This window comes from Nitrospirota bacterium, assembly GCA_040755395.1.
Classification (GTDB): Bacteria; Nitrospirota; Nitrospiria; order Nitrospirales; family Nitrospiraceae; genus DATLZU01.
In genome coordinates, this window is record JBFMAX010000003.1 from 203,984 (window position 1) to 220,943 (window position 16,960).

At 61.1% G+C, this 16,960-nt stretch carries 16 protein-coding genes; 14 read left to right on the forward strand and 2 right to left on the reverse strand.

Annotated elements, in window-relative coordinates; all coding sequences use genetic code 11:
• Nucleotides 1-7: 7 nt before the first annotated feature.
• Nucleotides 8-5,194: an RHS repeat-associated core domain-containing protein gene (locus AB1555_07205; protein MEW6246480.1), complete on the reverse strand. Its 5,187-nt coding sequence runs from the start codon at nucleotides 5,192-5,194 to the stop codon at nucleotides 8-10.
• 242 nt (nucleotides 5,195-5,436) lie between these two features.
• Between AB1555_07205 and AB1555_07210 the strand changes: the two genes are divergently transcribed.
• The 3 genes from AB1555_07210 to AB1555_07220 all read left to right on the forward strand — a co-directional run bounded on the left by AB1555_07210 (nucleotide 5,437) and on the right by AB1555_07220 (nucleotide 6,308).
• Nucleotides 5,437-5,574 carry a hypothetical protein gene (locus AB1555_07210; GenBank protein ID MEW6246481.1) on the forward strand — a complete coding sequence of 46 codons (138 nt, stop codon included), beginning with the start codon at nucleotides 5,437-5,439 and terminating at the stop codon, nucleotides 5,572-5,574.
• A gap of 251 nt (nucleotides 5,575-5,825) precedes the next feature.
• Nucleotides 5,826-6,044: a hypothetical protein gene (locus tag AB1555_07215; protein ID MEW6246482.1), complete on the forward strand. Its 219-nt coding sequence runs from the start codon at nucleotides 5,826-5,828 to the stop codon at nucleotides 6,042-6,044.
• A 9-nt stretch (nucleotides 6,045-6,053) separates the two neighbouring features.
• Entirely contained in the window at nucleotides 6,054-6,308 is a 255-nt protein-coding gene (locus tag AB1555_07220) for a hypothetical protein (protein MEW6246483.1), read from the forward strand.
• Here AB1555_07220 and AB1555_07225 read toward each other — a convergent pair.
• Nucleotides 6,298-7,104, reverse strand: coding sequence for a TVP38/TMEM64 family protein (locus tag AB1555_07225; protein MEW6246484.1), 807 nt, complete (start codon nucleotides 7,102-7,104; stop codon nucleotides 6,298-6,300). The two genes, AB1555_07220 and AB1555_07225, sit on opposite strands and share 11 nt — an antisense overlap.
• 283 nt (nucleotides 7,105-7,387) lie before the next feature.
• Between AB1555_07225 and AB1555_07230 the strand changes: the two genes are divergently transcribed.
• From AB1555_07230 to AB1555_07280, 11 genes are all read left to right on the forward strand, one after another.
• Nucleotides 7,388-7,921 carry an EF-hand domain-containing protein gene (locus AB1555_07230; GenBank protein ID MEW6246485.1) on the forward strand — a complete coding sequence of 178 codons (534 nt, stop codon included), beginning with the start codon at nucleotides 7,388-7,390 and terminating at the stop codon, nucleotides 7,919-7,921.
• Nucleotides 7,922-8,140: 219 nt separating this feature from the next.
• Nucleotides 8,141-8,878, forward strand: a complete 738-nt coding sequence (locus AB1555_07235) for a TVP38/TMEM64 family protein (protein MEW6246486.1) — start codon at nucleotides 8,141-8,143, stop codon at nucleotides 8,876-8,878.
• Nucleotides 8,879-8,959: 81 nt separating this feature from the next.
• Nucleotides 8,960-10,510: a mercuric reductase gene (locus AB1555_07240; GenBank protein ID MEW6246487.1), complete on the forward strand. Its 1,551-nt coding sequence runs from the start codon at nucleotides 8,960-8,962 to the stop codon at nucleotides 10,508-10,510.
• 197 nt (nucleotides 10,511-10,707) lie between these two features.
• A complete protein-coding gene (locus AB1555_07245) occupies nucleotides 10,708-11,370 on the forward strand; it encodes a DUF3047 domain-containing protein (protein ID MEW6246488.1) in 663 nt (220 codons plus the stop codon).
• On the forward strand, nucleotides 11,367-12,578 hold the full coding sequence (locus AB1555_07250; protein MEW6246489.1) for a hypothetical protein: 1,212 nt from the start codon (nucleotides 11,367-11,369) through the stop codon (nucleotides 12,576-12,578). The genes AB1555_07245 and AB1555_07250 overlap by 4 nt, the downstream gene beginning before the upstream one ends.
• Nucleotides 12,579-12,657: 79 nt before the next feature.
• Nucleotides 12,658-13,293, forward strand: coding sequence for a TetR/AcrR family transcriptional regulator (locus tag AB1555_07255; GenBank protein ID MEW6246490.1), 636 nt, complete (start codon nucleotides 12,658-12,660; stop codon nucleotides 13,291-13,293).
• A 348-nt stretch (nucleotides 13,294-13,641) separates the two neighbouring features.
• Nucleotides 13,642-14,202, forward strand: coding sequence for a peroxidase-related enzyme (locus AB1555_07260; protein ID MEW6246491.1), 561 nt, complete (start codon nucleotides 13,642-13,644; stop codon nucleotides 14,200-14,202).
• A gap of 87 nt (nucleotides 14,203-14,289) precedes the next feature.
• Nucleotides 14,290-14,730: a hypothetical protein gene (locus tag AB1555_07265; GenBank protein MEW6246492.1), complete on the forward strand. Its 441-nt coding sequence runs from the start codon at nucleotides 14,290-14,292 to the stop codon at nucleotides 14,728-14,730.
• Between the two features lie 40 nt (nucleotides 14,731-14,770).
• Nucleotides 14,771-15,301, forward strand: a complete 531-nt coding sequence (locus AB1555_07270; GenBank protein MEW6246493.1) for a DM13 domain-containing protein — start codon at nucleotides 14,771-14,773, stop codon at nucleotides 15,299-15,301.
• 45 nt (nucleotides 15,302-15,346) lie between these two features.
• A complete protein-coding gene (locus AB1555_07275; GenBank protein ID MEW6246494.1) occupies nucleotides 15,347-15,865 on the forward strand; it encodes a redoxin domain-containing protein in 519 nt (172 codons plus the stop codon).
• Between the two features lie 55 nt (nucleotides 15,866-15,920).
• Entirely contained in the window at nucleotides 15,921-16,934 is a 1,014-nt protein-coding gene (locus AB1555_07280) for a molybdopterin-dependent oxidoreductase (protein MEW6246495.1), read from the forward strand.
• Nucleotides 16,935-16,960: the final 26 nt, after the last annotated feature.

The window sequence follows — 16,960 nt, forward strand, 5'->3', positions numbered from 1 at the left end:
ACCAGGGTCAACATCTCTCGCATTTCTTCGGCGAATTGACGCATCTATTTACTTTCGCGTAGCAGACGTCTACTCCGGCCGAAATTCCGGCTCCCCAATTCGGTCCCCACGAATAACCGCCGCCTATGGCACCATCGAGACCGATTCCGATGCTCCCCCCGATTCCGCCTGGGGCAGGAGGCGGCTCTGGCACTATGATGTCCCCAGCTAGCGAGAAACTAAATCCGCCCAGGTTCCTTCCACAATGTGCTCCTCCCAACGTTGCCTGGAACTTTCCGCCAACACCGAGGATGAGGCTAAGTCCAGGTCTGAGGCATCCGATGGTGTAAGTGCACATCTCGCCGGTTGCCGTGTTAATTGCTAGAATCCCTTGCGCTAAATTGAATGCGAATGGGCCGGCACCTATGATCCCGCCCGTCTCATATGCCGTCCAAGCATCCATGCCGTTCGGGTCAAAGAAGTTCGTTGGCTTATTGAATACATACGAGTACAAGTTCACGCCACCTCGAAGACCGATTGGATCGCGCCGCACAAACCTAGAGAATTGTGGCTGATAGTACCTTGCTCGGTAGTAATGCAGCCCAGTCCCGTCGCTCTCTCTTCCTGTGTACTGAAAGGGATTAGATGAAGCCCCTGTACTCGTCGTTTTGCCGAACGGTTCATAGTTATAGGTGACCGCTGATACTCCGGTGACATTGCTCAACACTAGCGTGCTGCCCAGGGCATCAGCGTGATAGTACTCGTTGCTGGTTACCTGTCGCACAAACGGTTCATCAATGTTCAGGCTCCTGATATAGGTCGCACCGAGCGTACTCCCGCTGGTCTCCTGCACGATATCTTGGCCGTCATAGACGAACTGCGTCGTCGAGCCACTGATCGTCTTGCTGATCCGCCGGCCAAGAGAGTCATAGCTAAAGCTCGCGGTTACGCCGCCGCTGATCCCCACGAGTCGGTTCCGGGCATCCCACGTGTAGGTATTCGTGCCGTCGTTGGTGAGGTTGCCGTTTTGATCGTAGGTCAGCGTGGCCCCACCGAACTGGGTCTGTTGATTGGCGGCGTCGTACGTTGCCAAGGTGACCGCGCTCGGCAAGAGTGAGGCGGCGCCGTTCGCCCGTATGAGGCTCGTCCGATTCCCGGCTGTGTCGTAGATATAGGTGAGCCCTTCAAGGAGTCCACTTGGTCCGATGTGGGTGATGTCTGTCAGTCTCGAAGCAGCATCATAGGCGTAGCTCGCACTGGTGCCGTTGGGATAGGTCAGCGAGGTCCGCCGGTTCGCGTTGTCATAGCCCAAACCCACCGCGAGTGCGCCTTGCGCGATCTGAATCAAGCGGGACGCGGCATCGTACTGGTAACTCACCGGCGCCTGGCCTGCCACGGTCATTTTCGTCCGGCGGCTGATGGCGTCGTATTGATAGGTCAGGGCGCCTAAGCTCGTTAGCTCTAACGTCAACCGATCCAAGGTGTCGTAGGCAAAGTCGATGGAACCTGAAAGCGAGTCCGTCGTCCGACTTAATCTGCCCACGGCATCGTAGATAAACGACACCGTGCTCCCGTCTTGATAGCTCGCGCTCGTCCGCCGATTCAAGGCGTCGTAGGTAAACTGGCTCACTTGGCTCTTCCTGTCCGTGAACTCCGTCAGATTCCCCATCGAGTCGTACTGATAGCTTTCGCTCCGATTCAACGCGTCTTTTCTCGTCGCCAGCCGATCCATGGTGTCGTACGTGTAGGTGGTCGTCTGGTTCTTCGCATCCGTGACCGTGAGCAAGTTGCCGTTGCCATCGTAGGTGAACTTGGTCACGCCGTGCGCGGCATCGGCGATCTCGGTGACGCGATTCAGCGGGTCGTAGCGAAATTGGGTGGCGAAGCCGCGGGGATCGGTGAGTCTGGTCAGACGACTGACGAGATCAGAGGCTCGGGTGGTTGTGTTGCCGAGCGGATCGGTCGTGGTGATCAGATTGCCGTTCGGGTCATAGCTGAACGTGGTCGGGGGCTCCGTCGGAATCGGGCCTTGCACGGAAGTCGGCTGGCCAAAGGCGTTGTAGCCGATGGTCGTCGTGTGGGTGAGCGGATCGGTGACGGTCACGCGGTTGCCGTTCGCGGGATCGTAGGCAAAGGTTGTCGTCAAGGTGGTGGTCGGGGTGAGGATCTGATCGATCCGCGTCACTCGGTTGAAGGTCGGCTCATACTCGAAGCGAGTCACCTGGCTGTTCGGATCCGTGATCTTCGTCACGTTGCCCACGGCGTCGTACTCAAACCTGGTGGTGCGTCCCAATGGGTCGATGGTGGCGATGACTCGATTGCGGGTATCGCGGGTGAAGGCGGTCATCTGTCCAAACCCATCGGTCTGACTGAGGAGGTAGCCGCGCCCATTGAAGCGATAGGCCGTCGTGTTGCCCCGCGGGTCAATGACCGTGGTCTGTGTGATCACGCTCCCCGCCGTCGTATAGGCAAACTCCCAAACGCCGCCGTCAGCCTGGGTCTGGCGGCTCACGCGCCCGGCACTGTCATACTGGTTGGTGAGAAACACGATACCGCGCGGGTCGGTGATGGTCAGCATCCGGCCAGCCGCGTCGTAGGTGTAGCGGGTCACGCCGCCGGTGGGATCGGTGACGGTGGCGAGCCGGCCGGCGTTATCGTAGGCATAGCGAATAATGCGGCCTAGCGGGTCCTGGATGGCCGTGATCCGGTTGTTGGCATCGTAAGTCAAGTTAAGCTGCCGCCCCGACGGGGCGGTGATCGTCGTGAGGTTCTGCGCCGTCCCGCTGCGCGTGAGCGTGATCGTGTTGTCGTTGCGATCGCGTTGGCTCGTCAGGAACAAGGCCCCGGGCACCGGGGCTCCGAACGTCCACCTTCGGCCGTCCTTGAAGCGTAGGATCGGGCCGCTGGGGATGTCCGTGAAGACGGCCCCTTGCATCGAGGGATCGTTGCTATTGCGATAAGTGCCGTCCGGTTGCTTCGGAAACAGGGCGCGTGCTCCGTTGGGCAGCACTAGCGTCCAGAGGTTGGCCTGTACGAGCAGCCGCGTCTCGAACGAATGGCCGGTTCCCGGTCCGAAGGGACCGGGCACGGAGCTGTTGGTCTGGTAGGTCCTGGTGAAGGTCACGGGAAGCCGATCCGGCAAGACGAGGTCCGTCTTCTCCAGGGTAAAGAGGCCGGTGGCGAGATCAACCGGCTCCCCGCTTGTAGTCCCGCTCATCGAGGGGCTTGGTGGGACTACGGCGTTCCTCTGGGGATTCAGCATGGCCAGATACACGGCTCCGCAGCAGAAGCGTGGCTGGCCGAACGGCTGCCCCGTGCTGGGATCGGTATCGGGCACGACCTGGCTCCCATCGGCCGTGACCGTCCCGGTCCCGTATTGGACCCATTGATTGGGGCGCGTCCCATCGGGCGCCTCGTCGAAGTACCACAGCTCCACTTGCGTCCCCGGGGGCACATCCAGGTCGTTGGGGAACGTGATTGGAATCGGGGCCGAGGGTGTGCCGCCACCCTGCTTGCCGAAATAATCCATGTAAAGTGCAGGGACGTACCGGTCTGCCGGGAAGGGCGGCAGCGGCACTCGGTCGATCGGGACGCGGCGGATGGAAATCTGCGTGTTCGGCTGCCCGTCCCAGCCGGTGATCGTCACGCCGGCTGGAATCGTCATTTGGAATCCCGGCAGGTCCGGATCGGTGACGACGCGCTGGACCGCGCTGTCAGAAATGTCCACCAAGCCGGTCGTCTTCTGGAAGTGCAGATGGGGCGTGAAGCCGAGCGTATTGGCCTGGCCGGCGACAATGGTGACTTTATACGGGACAATGGGCAGGCTGTGCTGCGGGGTGGAGGCCGGGCCGCCGTCGATGAGCAGTAGTTGATCGGCGCCGGCTGGCGGATTGAGCAGCAGGAAGTTCCCGCCGTCGTCCGTTGAAACCTGCAACGCGCCCAGCTTGACCAGCACGCCCTTCACGGGCCTGGCGTCTTCATCCAGCACCTGCCCGGTGAGACTGGTCACGCCGGGAGCTTGGACTTCGATGGTGACGGGCACGGAGCGCACGGTTGAGACACCGTCCACGGGGCCGACGGCCGTCACCGTCAGCGGATAGGTCCCGGCCGGTGTCGTCCCACTGGTGGTGAGCGTCAACAAGGTCAACTGGCCGGCGGTGAGCGTGGCACGCCTGAAGGCTGCGGTCGTCCCGGTGGGGAGCCCGGTGACAGCCAGCGTCGCCAGGTTCGTGAACCCGCCGCTGCCGGTGAGGCTCACGGCATACGACGCCTGGCCGCTCGCGGGGATCACCAGCGTAGACGGGGCGGCGCCTATCTGGAAATCCGGCGTGGGCAGCACGACGAAATGGCCGGTCGAGGTGGCGGTACCGCCGGGCGTGGTCACCGCGAGGGGACCTGTCGTCGCGCCCGCCGGCACCACGGCGGTGAGCGTCGTGGCGTTCGGCACGGTGACGGTGGTCGCAGCGGTGCCGTTGAAGGTCACCGACGACACGTTGACGAAATTGGTCCCGATGACGGCGACCGTGGTGCCGACTCTGGCGTTCGTCGGCGTGAAGCTCGTGATGGTGGGCGGTTGCACCGTCACGATCGTCGCGTCGAATCGGGCATTCCGTGTCGTCGCGTCGAAGTACAGGCGCAGCCCGACCGCGTTGTTGTGGCCCGGGCATTTCGTGTCGTCGGGATTCGTGCCGATGCGGGTGAGGATCTTCAGCGAGAGGGTGTCGGTGGAGCCGTTGAATTCGGTCGGGGAGACGGTCCCGAAGGAGACCGTGGCCTCTTTCGCATTGGCCGGGTTGCGCGTGATCCCGGTGATGCAGCGGGTCAAGCCGGACGCGAGCACCGTGCTGTTCTTGTAGATCTCGGCGCGCAGATCGAATTGCGTACCCTGATCGTCGCTGTTCTTCAGGCCCAGCCAGACATGCAGATCGCTCAGCGCGTTGAGCGTGCCGCCCGTGAGCGCCGAGGCGGCCGGCCAGGTGCCGATCTCCTTCCACGGATTGCCGCCGCTGAAGTTGACGCTGGTTGAGTCCCGGAACTTCGCGGTGCCGGCCGTGGGCGCGGTCGTGTCGAGGAACAGGGTGGGCGGATTGTTGTCCGGGCCGATGCCGTGCAGGAAGAAGTCCGTGGGGCTTTGCGCGTGCGACAGCCCGGCCCCGGCCAGGGTTAGAAGACCGAAGACCATCGTCAACAGAACTGGTCGCCGACGGGCCGCCATGCGCGCGTTCTCGGTGCCGTATGAGGTTGCGATGAGGCCGAGTGTAGAGAATTACCTCTGCCCGGTCACCTGGCGACTCTGCCAGGTGACATCGCCAGTGAGGATCTCGGACAATGCCTGAAAAATACTTCCATTTTTCTTTCCTCTTGGCATTCTCCTCCGCTGCGAACCAACTACAAAAAATTTCGTCACACGCATGCGATGGCTTGAAGTGGGCGGATCTTTGGGCAAGGATGGTGGCCATGGGCCAAACCTGGGATCCCGAACGGTACGCCGCGCATGCCTGGTTCGTCTCGGACCTGGGTGCGCCGGTGATGGAGTTGCTGGCGCCGAACCCGGACGAGGCTATTCTGGCCCACATTGTTCACGAGGGTTCGTGACGGAACCGCGCAGACGCGTCGTGAGACGGGCAAGCGCAGCCGCGAAGGAGGAAGGCATACTTGCAACAGTATGTCGCCCGACTGAGCGTCGAGCACGCCCGTCGGAACAGCGTATCCGCGGTTGGAGTAGAAGCCTTCGTGAACAATGCTGGCCAAATCTCGGTTGCGGCGACGGAGCGCTGAAAGAAACTCGTCTAGGCCGGCTGCCGCGCGGTTGATGTAGACGGCAACCATCAGCAGCTCGAAGCGGTGTGACGTTCGCTGCACCGTTTCCCCGTCCGACGCCGCTGCCTGGCGACTTTGCCGGCAGCTTGACCGCCCCGATGCCGGTCGTCGAACGGGCCGGCTTTCTCACCGAGATGTGCGAACCGGTGAAGTCGCGGCTCTGTGCTGCAGAAGGCCGCTGGATCGTCGGCTATGTGCGCTTGTGGTTCGCAGCGACAAAACGACGGGAACATCGTCAGTCATAGGGGGAAGCGATGAGGCTCAAAAGCAGGCATGGGAACCGGCTCGTGGCCGGGATGCTGTTGCTGTTGAATCTGTTGGTCGTCTTGTGGGCGGTTTATACGACATCTGCCCAGGAGCCCAAGCGGTTCCAGTACAAAGTCGTCGATTCAACCGCGGATACGCAGACTCTGCAGGCGATCTTGAACGACTACGGCAATGCCGGCTGGGAGCTGGTGGCCGTGGCGATCGGCGACATTCAGATGCCGCGGTTGATCTTCAAGAAGTGAGCGGTCCGCCGCAGCCGGAGCAGTTCGGTCGAAGAGACTCGGCGGCGGTCGTTTGTGTCCGCTGTGAAGCGGTTGCCTCGGGCGATCCCGGCGCCGCAGCGAGGAACAGGCGCGCCCACCAGGCGTGGGGATGGCGCAGGACCAGTTTGGGAGCGAGCAGGAGGGCTGCCACGACTAAGCCGCCGGTGAGGATCAGCGTCCACCGGGCGGACACGACCGAGCTGCCGAAGTAGGTGAAGGCGAAGGTCGGCGGGGCCATGCCGATCAAGGTCGCCAAGGCGAACGTCATGACCGACATGTTGGTCAAGCCGGCGCCGTAGCTGACCACGTCGAAAGAGACGATGGGGAGCAACCTCGCCAAGACGAGCACCGTGACCAAGTGCCGGTCCGAGCATTTCTCGCAGAAGCGGATGTCCAGTCGCAGCAATTGATAGAGCCACGCCCGCCCCAGCGCCCGCGAGATCAAGAAACTCACCACCGCGCCGATTTCGGCCCCGATCACGGCATAGGTCGCGCCCCACGCCGGTCCATATGCCGCGCCTGCGGCCAGGTCGATTGGTAGACTGGGAATAGGGCTGACCACAACCGCGGTCGCCATGCTGAACATCAAGATGAGAGGGCCGAAGGGGCCGGCGGACTGGAAGAGGCCAACGAGCCGTTCAGTGGTCAGCAGGTCGCTCAGATCGAAGCCTTGCCAAAGCCACACGAACCCAACGACACCGAGGACGATCATCCCCAAGCCGGCAAGTCGACGGTGAGTTCGGCCAGGAATCCAACCGGCCTCGACTGGTTGCATGACTCTTCCTCCAGATGGTCGTGAGTCGCGCGACCTCGTCCGACATTACACGGCGGGTCGGATCACCGTCGTTCAGGAGCGGCCTTTCGCGGCTCGCTGTATGCCTGCTACACTTGATGTCTGAGATCCGGCATTGTACAGAAGTCATTCATGGCCGCAAGACGGCCCATTCTGGGGCATGAGAAAGAAGAGCCACCAGGCAGCAGCGAATCGCCAATAGCGAATAACTCAGAGCTGTTTGCTGCTCGCTGCCGTCTACGCGCTATTTTTAGACCGGCTTTCAATGACCCCTTTCAAATGGCGGACATGGGGAGCGATCGTTGCAGCGGCGGCCCTTGGGCTTGTCGTTTCAGGCTCCTGTGATTGGGGTCTGGCGAAGGAGCGGCAATCCCGGTCCAGTGCTTCCAAGCTGAAGAAGAAAGAGAAGGCAGTCCGTGGGAAGACCTCCGTCTCATCCGTTCAGCGGATTGTCGAGCCCCCGGAACGCTTCAGCCGCCGCGTGGATTGGAACCGGGATGGGCAGATCGATCCTCTTGAGAAAGCCGTGGCCTTCGACCACTTCCGCCAATTGGATCGGAACCATGACGGGATGGTGGATCCAATGGAGCGCGCCCTCGCGCGCCTCGATATCGAGTATGACGGGCCGGTCGCGCCTAGAGAGGCCGAGTGGGTACAGGCTCAACTTCAGCGCGCCGCTTCACGTGACGGCTATGCACGCGAACGAGGCGGATCGCTCAAGGCCACCAAACGGCCCAGCCATCCCAAGCCGGTGAAACGGAAAGGCAGTCGATCGGCAACCTCGCCTCCCACCCGCTGACGACTCGTTACCATATCCCGGCCAACATCGCCCCTGATCGTTCCTGTAAGATTTCTCAGCGAGCCGTGACCAAAAAGCGATTGCGGAGTTCTGCGGCTGGGGCAGCAACCGGGTCTTCACCGCCGGATTGGTCGCACCGAGCGTTTGCGGGAGAAAGAAGGATAAAGTAGAGAAAATGTGAGCCGGCTGACAGCATTGACAGCCCGAAGAGGAGATACCATGATACGCAAACAGGTCACGATGACGACGAACGTCCAGGCACCTTCGCGGGCAAACGGGTTTAATACCGGCAAGTTCGTCGTTGCGGTGTTCTTCGGATTGGCCATCGGCGCGTTTTTCTACTTCGATCTCGGCCATTACCTGACGCTGGAGGCGCTGAAAGCCAACCGCGATCGGCTGCTCGCCTTCACCGACGCCAACTTCGCCGCGGCCGTCGGCATTTTCATCGCGACCTACTGCGTGGTGACCGGGCTGTCCTTGCCTGGCGCGGCGATTCTGACATTGGCCGGCGGATTTCTCTTCGGCAGCGTGCTAGGGACGGTGTTGGTGAATATCGCCGCCACGACCGGCGCCACCCTGGCGTTCCTGGCGGCGCGGTATCTCCTGCGGGACTGGGTCGAACAGAAATTCGGCGACCGGCTGGGGCCGATCCAAGAGGGCTTCTCGAAGAACGCGTTCAGCTATCTCATGACGTTGCGGCTCATCCCGTTGTTTCCGTTCTTCTTGGTCAACATGGTGTCCGGCCTCACGCGCATGAGCGTCTCGACCTATGTCGCGGCCACGGCCATCGGGATCATTCCCGGCAGCTTCGTGTACGCCTATGCCGGGCGCCAACTGGGCACGATCAATTCGCTCAAGGAAATCGCCTCGCCTAACGTGCTTCTGGCTTTTACTCTGCTCGGGCTGCTGGCCTTGGCGCCGATCCTTTATCGGAAATTTGCCGGCAGGAAGGCATGAGCAGGACGCCGCGACCAGAGAGCGTCCCCAACCACGGAAGCGCAAACCATGGTGACTCAACCGACAGTGAGGGTTCAGCCGATGAACACGCATGAGGGCGTCCTGGTGCTCCCGAACGACGAGCATAATCAACGGCTGGTCGAGAACGTACATCCGAGTCAATGGGTCAACCCCGAACCCTCCGGCCGGTACAACATGGTCGTGATCGGCGCGGGAACCGCGGGCCTGGTGACCGCGGCCATTGCGGCCGGGATCGGCGCGAAGGTGGCGTTGATCGAGAAGCATCTCATGGGAGGCGACTGCCTGAACGTCGGGTGCGTGCCGTCGAAAGGCATCATCCGAGCTTCGCGGGCCTGGGCGGACCTTCGGCGGGCGGAGGAATTCGGTCTCCATATCCCGCCCGGCGTCAAATACGATTTCGGCGCGGCGATGGCGCGCATGAGACGATTGCGGGCTCGGATCAGCCATACGGATTCGGCGCACCGGTATAAGGGGTTGGGCGTGGATGTGTACATCGGCAGCGGCCGGTTCACGGGACCGGGCACGATTCAGGTGGAAGGGCCGGCCGGGAACCGGACATTGCGCTTCGCGAAGGCGGCCCTCTGCACCGGGGCCCGGGCGGCTGCGCCGCCCACGCCCGGATTGGAAGAGGCGGGGTATCTGACCAACGAGACCGTCTTCTGGCTGACCGAACTGCCCCAACGACTGGCCGTGATCGGCGCCGGCCCGATCGGATGTGAACTGGCTCAGAGCTTCGCCCGCTTCGGCAGCCGGGTGTACCTCATCGAAGCCCTGCACGGCATCATGCCGAACGAAGACCGCGACGCGGCGGACATCGTCCTGGCGTCCATGCTCCGCGACGGTATCACGCTTCTGTGTTGCGGCAAGGATCTGAAGGTGGAGAAAACGGACGGCGGCAAGCGCCTGACGGTCGATTCGCATGGTCAGCGCTACGACATCACGGTCGATGAAATCCTGGTCGGCGTCGGCCGCGCCCCGAACGTGGAAGGGCTCGGCCTGGAAGCGGTCGGCGTCGAGTACGACAAGACCGGCGTCAAGGTGAACAGCCGGCTCCAGACCACCAATCCCCGGATCTACGCCGCCGGAGATGTCTGTTCGCGATTCAAATTCACGCACGCCGCCGACGCGATGGCGCAGATTGTGATTCAGAACGCGCTGTTCCCGCATCCGTTCGGCCTCGCCTACGCGAGCACCGACTCGCTCATGATTCCGTGGTGCACGTACACGGAGCCGGAGATCGCGCACGTCGGGATGTATGAGGCGGAGGCGAAAGCGAAGGGACTCCAGGTCGAAACCTACACCTACCGGCTGGATGAGGTGGATCGCGCGATCCTCGACGGCGAGGATGAGGGCTTCGCCCGCGTCCATATTCAGAAGGGCGCCGACAAGATCCTGGGCGCCACGATCGTGGCGGCTCATGCCGGCGATCTGATCAGCGAATTCACCGCGCTGATGAAAGCGGGCGCCGGCGCCAAGACCTTGGCCGGGACGATTCATCCCTACCCGACGCAAGCCGAGGTGAACAAGAAGGTCGTGAACTTGTGGCGGAAGGCGCATTTTACGGAGGGGCAGAAGCGGATGTTGAGGAAGTGGTTTGAATGGACGAGATGATTGGTAGAGGCGGGTCCTGTCGTCGAACAGCCCAGCCGTGCTCGCACCCCGCCCGGTGTGGGGCCCCGCTGCGCGCGCCTGGGCGTCCGTTCGACGCCACCCGCCTCGGGATTGAAACTCTAGGTGTATGTTTTTTGGTGCTAGTGGGTCTGACGCTAACCCCTTCCAATGGGAATGGTGAAGAGGTCTCCAGAATTTTGGAGGTCGGGAAGTTTTCGGCGGCGAAGGAGGGGCAGGCGCTCCCGGACGGGTGGAAGCCGCTGACGTTCAAAAAGATCGAACGGCACACGAAGTATGAATTGGTCAGAGACGAGGATCGGGTGGTGGTGAAGGCGACAAGCGAGGCGGGGTCGGCCGGATTGACGAAAGAGATCAGGATCGATCCGAAAGAATATCCGATCGTCTCGTGGCGGTGGAAAGTGACCAATGTGTACAAAAAGGGCGATGTGACCAAGAAAGAAGGCGATGATTATCCGGCCCGGCTCTATATCACCTTTGAGTACGACTCCTCGCGTGTCGGCTTGCTCGAAAAGGCCCAGTATGAAGCCGTCAGGCTGCTCTACGGGCAGTATCCGCCGCTCGGCGCGCTGAACTACATCTGGGAAAGCAAGGCGCTGAAAGGCACGATTGTCCCCAATCCCTACACCGACAAAGTCAAGATGATCGTCGTGGAAAGCGGCACGGAGCGGCTGAATCAATGGATCGACGAGGAACGCAACGTGTACGAAGACTACAAGAAGGCCTTCGGCGAGGAACCGCCGATGATCTCCGGGGTGGCCATCATGACCGATACGGACAATACGCTCGAATCGGCCACGGCGTACTACGGCGACATTGCGTTCAAGAAAGCCGCGCCGTGAAGCCGACACTCCTCTCAACCTTGGCCTTAGCCTCAACCTTGCTTCTCTCCGGCTGCCTCTCTCCGATCGCCATGCACCGCGCGGTCATCGAATACGACCGTACCGTCAGCTACGTCGAAGCGGATCTGCTCCTGTTGAACATCGCCCGCGCGCGGCATCACCGGCCCGTTCATTTCACCGCGGTCTCCAGCGTCGCCGCCACGTTCGATTTCCGCGTCAACGCCGGCATCACCGGGGGCCTCGGCCGGGCGACGGACGCCGCCGAGCGTCCCGTGTCATTGGAATATTCCACCAGCGTCTCGGAGAATCCGACGATCACGATCGTGCCGATCACGGGCGAGGAATTCACCAAACGCGTCTTGCGGCCGCTGGATGAGGATAAGTTCGAGTTTCTCGTCCGGCAGGGTTACGACATCGACATGGTGTTGCGCCTCATGGCGCGGGGCATTGCGCTCGACGGGGAGGACGGGCCGAGCATCTTGTTCAATACGCCGTCTCAAGGGGAAGGGTATAGGGAGTTTCGCCGGCGGCTCTTACACCTGGCGTGGCTGGATACGGAACGGAAATTGTTCATCGGGCCGATTCTGTTCGAGGAGAGTCAGACGGTGCGGACGAACCGCCCTCCCAATCCCGACGAAGTCGTAGCGGCGCTCGAAAAGGGGTTTCGGTGGGAAGGCGACGGCGAGGGTAAGGTCCATACGGTGCGGCGCAAGGCCGTCGGGCGGTTGCTGGTCTCGAACTACGACCCGAGCCGTCTGCCGAACGACGAGCGCCGCCGTTTGCACGAGGAAGCGCAACGCTTTCCTCCGGACTATGTGCTCGTCGATATCCGGGCCGGCTTTCCCGGCGGGGACTATCCCTTGCACGGCTCGATCCTCCTCCGCAGCATGAACGCCATTATCGGGTTTGTGGCGCGCAGCATCGGCGAAGAGGCGGAGTTTCACGTGGACCCCGATCCTCGGACGAAGGCCGTCGCGCGCAACCCGGTCCGGACGCTGGAAATCGAGGAATCCGCGAGCAAGCCGTCTGATTCTGAATTCTCCGTGGAATTCGACAAGCGGTATTACTCGATCAGGAAATTCCCCGTGAGCGAAGGCATGTCGCCGAGTTGGAACCAGGAAGCCTTCGCCGTGCTGTCGAACCTTTTCCAGATGACGGTCACCGACCTGACCCGCTTCCCGACGCCGGCCATCGCGATCGCCAAGTGAAAGATTTTTCCGGGCCCCATTGACAGCGGAAAACTTGTCGGATAGGATTTGACCGTTCGGTCAAGTCAGAGGATTTGTCATGAATGCCGCTGCCGACACCAGGGAAAAGCTCATCAACAGCGCTCTCGATCTCATTTATGCCCGCAGCTATGCGGGGGTCGGTGTGCAGGAGCTCTGCGAGCGCGCCGGGGTGAACAAGGGCAGCTTCTACCACTTCTTCCCGTCGAAACTGGACCTGATATTGGCCGCGCTTGATCGCCAATGGGACATGGCGCGGGCGAAGATCTTCGAGCCGGCTTTTGCTCGAGATGTGCCGCCGTTGAAGCGGATCGAGCGCTGCTTCGATCTGTTCTACGAGAGTCAATGCGATGTGAAGGAGAAAACGGGAAAGGTCTTCGGCTGTCCATTCGGAAACCTGGCGCTCGAACTGAGCACACAGGAAACGGCGATTCGACGGCGGGTGGAGAAGATTTTTGCCGAGATGACCGGGTATTTCGAACGGGCGCTGCAGGAGGCTGTCACCGAGGGCGAGATTGCCGAGCAGGATGCGACGAAGACTGCGCAGGCGGTCGTGGCGTTTAAGCAAGGTGTCTTGCTGATGGCGAAAACGAGGAATGAGCCGGAACTCATCAGCCGGCTCGGCAGGGAGTTCCTCGGGCGCTTGGCGGCGAATGTGGGCGAACAAGCCAGTGCGAACCCGAGATCGAGGGCGTAGTTTTTTTGACCTGAAAATTGACCGACCGGTCAACTCCTCGGGGGTGCATATGACCTGCGCGCCGTGCATGGGGCTCATGGTTCTGGATCAGTTTTATGACTTTCGTGACGACCAACACGAGTTCGAGTTCACCGGGTGGCATTGCCCGAATTGCGGAGAGATTCTCGATCCCGTTCTTGTTGAGAACCGGCGGACCTCAGGGACCTCGGATGAGGCCCCTCACATCCAATCGTTGGACAGGGGGCTCGAAAATCTTGTCGCGGAAGACAGGTTGATCGAAGTGTCCCTGAAGCACGGTTGAAGGAAGAAGAGTTGGTGTTCACTCACATCATCACGGAGGAAACGATCATGCAACGAATCACCGCGATCGATCCTGAAGCCGCGACCGGAAAGGCCAAGGACCTTATGGAGAAGGTCCGGACCAGCCTTAGAGCCATACCCAACCTTGTTCGAACCATGGCCGCCTCGCCGGCTGTGCTGGAAGCCTATCTCGGCTTCGGCCAGGCGCTGAGCAAGGGGATGCTAAGCGCAAGACTTCGCGAACAGATCGCCCTGGTGGTCGCGGAAACCAACGGATGCGCCTATTGCCTGGCGGCGCATACCGCCATCGGCAAGAAAATCGGACTCAGTGAGGACACCTTGATCGGAAGTCGCCGCGCCGACTCGGAAAACAGCAAGGACAGAGCGGCGCTTCAGTTTGCGCGGACCGTCGTCCGGACGCGCGGCGAGGTGCGGGATCAGGATATCGATCATTTGCGGACGCTGGGGTTCACCGACGGCGAGATCGCCGAAGTTGTCGCGAATGTTGCGCTCAATCTGTTCACCAACTATTTCAACCATGTGGCCCGGACCGAGGTGGATTTCCCTGCGGCGCCGGCGCTGTCGAACGAGCCTGCTTGTTCCTGCTGAACAAGGAGAGGGCGAACGCATTCTTTCAGCCCGATCCTGCTCTTGTCCAAGCATTGAACGAAGCGAGCACGGGGAAAGAGACAAGTTATGAATTCCAGGATTGCGGTCATCGTGTTGCCGGTTCCTCGGGAGCAGGTATTTCGATATCTGGCGTCCATTCGGAATTTGCCCCGCTGGGCGACCGAGTTTTGCAGCGAACTCAAACAGGTCGACGGCAAGCACAAGGTCGTGACCTGCGCGGCGCTCGGCAAGCAGGAGCTGCTTTTTGAGATACGCGCGGATGAGAAGACGGGGGTGATCGATATGATTACGGGGCCGAGTGAAGACCAAATGGCCCTGTTTTCATGCCGAGTTGTCGAATTGCGGGGCGGCTCGACCGCGTTCCTGTTCACCATGTTTCAATTCCCGGAAACCGACGATGAGCACTTTGAGAGGCAATACCAGAGTCTTGAGAGAGAGTTTGAAAACGTCAAAAAAGCGCTGCTGGGAAGCGAGAAACCTCCCACACAGGTGGTGGCCGACTTGTAAGAACTCACTCGACCGGACGACCAGCTATGGAGGGATTATCATGAAAAGCCTGATTGTTGCTATCGTGCTAGCGCTCACGCTCCTTGGCTTGACGGGGGTGCCCGCTTGCGTAGGACGGATGGAAAGCGGAAAAGAAATGATGGTCGAAAAAGATGTCATGAGCACAGGGCGGTCCATGACGGAGCCGAGTCTGGCTGACTCCAAGGACACCTCGGTTGCGGTGATGGAGAAAGGGCAACGCGGGAATATGATAAGGATAGCGAAGCTACAGGGTTCTGAGAGCCACCATGCAACCGGCACGGTCGTGCTCACAACCGACCGGAACGGGATCGCCACATTGCAATTCAAAGACATGACGGTGGACAAGGTGCCCGATGGACGAGTGTATCTGGCGAGGAACGGGGACTACCGCAACGGGGTGGAACTCGGCAAGCTCACGCAATTTTCCGGAACGGTCACCCTTCCCATTCCGGCCGGGATCAACGGCGAGGACTTCGACAGCGTCGTGATCTGGTGCAAGAAATTCAATGTCGTGATCGGCCGAGGATCCTTTGAGAAGAGAACGATGTAGTCGATTCTCAAAAGTTAAAGTCACCGTCATACGGAGAGGATCTGCATGGCACAACGAATCTTTACGGCGGTGGGAGCCGTTGTACTGGGTCTTTTCATGACTCCAGTCGTTGCCATTGCCGGGATAGGCCTGCCGGCGCCGGAGATCGCGAACGAGACATGGCTGAACGCTTCACCGACCCGCATGGCGGATCTCAGGGGCAAGGTTGTCATGGTGGAGTTTTGGACGTTCGGCTGCTACAACTGTCGCAACGTCGAACCCTATGTGAAGGCGTGGCACAGGAAGTATCGGGACCAAGGCTTCGTCGTGATCGGAGTCCATTCTCCGGAATTCAACTACGAGCGCGACGTTGAGAAGGTGCGGCGCTACTTGCAAGATCACGGAATCGACTACCCGGTTCCCATCGACAACGACTTCACGACTTGGAGCCGGTACGGCAATCGCTATTGGCCGGCCATGTATCTGATCGATAAGCGAGGCATCGTCCGCTACGTGCGAATCGGCGAAGGTGGGTACCGGGAGACCGAGCGGCTGATCCAGCGGTTGTTGGCGGAGGGCGAATAAGCCCGGCGGCGAGTGGCGATAGGCCAGGGGCGATGGGGCAGAGAGGGAAGGAAGAATGCTAAGCATTCGACCGTTGTCGCGGCGGGAGGTGCTCAGGGTCGCGGGCGTCGCCGCGATGGCGTCGCTCGTTCAACCGCTTCCGGCGGTCTCCGGGGTGTTGGACCGTCTTCTCGGCTCGGCGCTGGAAGCCAAACCGACGCCGCCTATCACGCCGAACGAGGAGTTCTACATCACGTCCTATCGCAGCCCCCCGTCGGTCCGATTGGAGAACTGGCAATTGTTCGTGAAAGGGTTGGTCGAGCGCCCGATGACGCTGACGTACGCCGACCTGCTGGCTCGACCGAGGGTCGCGGAGATCGTCACCCTGGAATGCGTCGGCAACACGGTGGGCGGGGAGTTTATCAGCACGGCCGCGTGGGAGGGGGTACCGCTGAGGCAGCTTCTTGAGGACGTTCGGGTCTCCCCGAGCGCCTTCGACGTGGTCTTTCGAGCGGCCGACGGCTACTCGGACAGCATCCGGATCGAACGGGCGATGGCGGGAGACGTGCTTGTCGCTTATCGGATGAACGGAGTGCCCTTGCCCCAGGCACATGGATTCCCGGCGCGAATCATCGTGCCGGGGATCTACGGCATGAAGAGCGTCCAGTGGTTGACCGACATCGAGGTTGTGGACTTCGATTATCAAGGATACTACCAGAAAAAAGGCTGGTCGGACGACGCGACCGTCAAGACCATGTCGCGCATCGATGTGCCGGGTCACGGCGCCGTCCTGCAGGGACGTCGGCAGATCGTGCAAGGGTTGGCGTTCGCCGGCACTCGCGGGATTAGGCAAGTGGAGGTCAGCACGGACGGCGGCGGCACCTGGGCGCCCGCGAAGCTGGATGTCCCGCTATCTCCCTATGCCTGGGTGTTCTGGTCGTATGAGTGGGCTGTGGCGACTATCGGGCGTCATTCGTTGGCGGTTCGGGCCACCGATGGACTGGGGAAACTGCAGACATCGTTTGAGCAGGACCCGGCCCCCGATGGGGCCAGCGGTCTGCACCAGATCACCGTAACCGTGGAAACATAAGGGGGAAAGTTGGGCGAAACCGGTCT

Bases quoted from the DNA above. Each gene is read 5' to 3' on its own strand.
- AB1555_07205 (MEW6246480.1), bottom strand. From the start codon at position 5,194: ATGGCGGCCCGTCGGCGACCAGTTCTGTTGACGATGGTCTTCGGTCTT.
- AB1555_07210 (MEW6246481.1), top strand. From the start codon at position 5,437: ATGGGCCAAACCTGGGATCCCGAACGGTACGCCGCGCATGCCTGGTTC.
- AB1555_07220 (MEW6246483.1), top strand. From the start codon at position 6,054: ATGAGGCTCAAAAGCAGGCATGGGAACCGGCTCGTGGCCGGGATGCTG.
- AB1555_07225 (MEW6246484.1), bottom strand. From the start codon at position 7,104: ATGCAACCAGTCGAGGCCGGTTGGATTCCTGGCCGAACTCACCGTCGA.
- AB1555_07230 (MEW6246485.1), top strand. From the start codon at position 7,388: ATGACCCCTTTCAAATGGCGGACATGGGGAGCGATCGTTGCAGCGGCG.
- AB1555_07235 (MEW6246486.1), top strand. From the start codon at position 8,141: ATGATACGCAAACAGGTCACGATGACGACGAACGTCCAGGCACCTTCG.
- AB1555_07240 (MEW6246487.1), top strand. From the start codon at position 8,960: ATGAACACGCATGAGGGCGTCCTGGTGCTCCCGAACGACGAGCATAAT.
- AB1555_07255 (MEW6246490.1), top strand. From the start codon at position 12,658: ATGAATGCCGCTGCCGACACCAGGGAAAAGCTCATCAACAGCGCTCTC.
- AB1555_07260 (MEW6246491.1), top strand. From the start codon at position 13,642: ATGCAACGAATCACCGCGATCGATCCTGAAGCCGCGACCGGAAAGGCC.
- AB1555_07265 (MEW6246492.1), top strand. From the start codon at position 14,290: ATGAATTCCAGGATTGCGGTCATCGTGTTGCCGGTTCCTCGGGAGCAG.
- AB1555_07270 (MEW6246493.1), top strand. From the start codon at position 14,771: ATGAAAAGCCTGATTGTTGCTATCGTGCTAGCGCTCACGCTCCTTGGC.
- AB1555_07275 (MEW6246494.1), top strand. From the start codon at position 15,347: ATGGCACAACGAATCTTTACGGCGGTGGGAGCCGTTGTACTGGGTCTT.
- AB1555_07280 (MEW6246495.1), top strand. From the start codon at position 15,921: ATGCTAAGCATTCGACCGTTGTCGCGGCGGGAGGTGCTCAGGGTCGCG.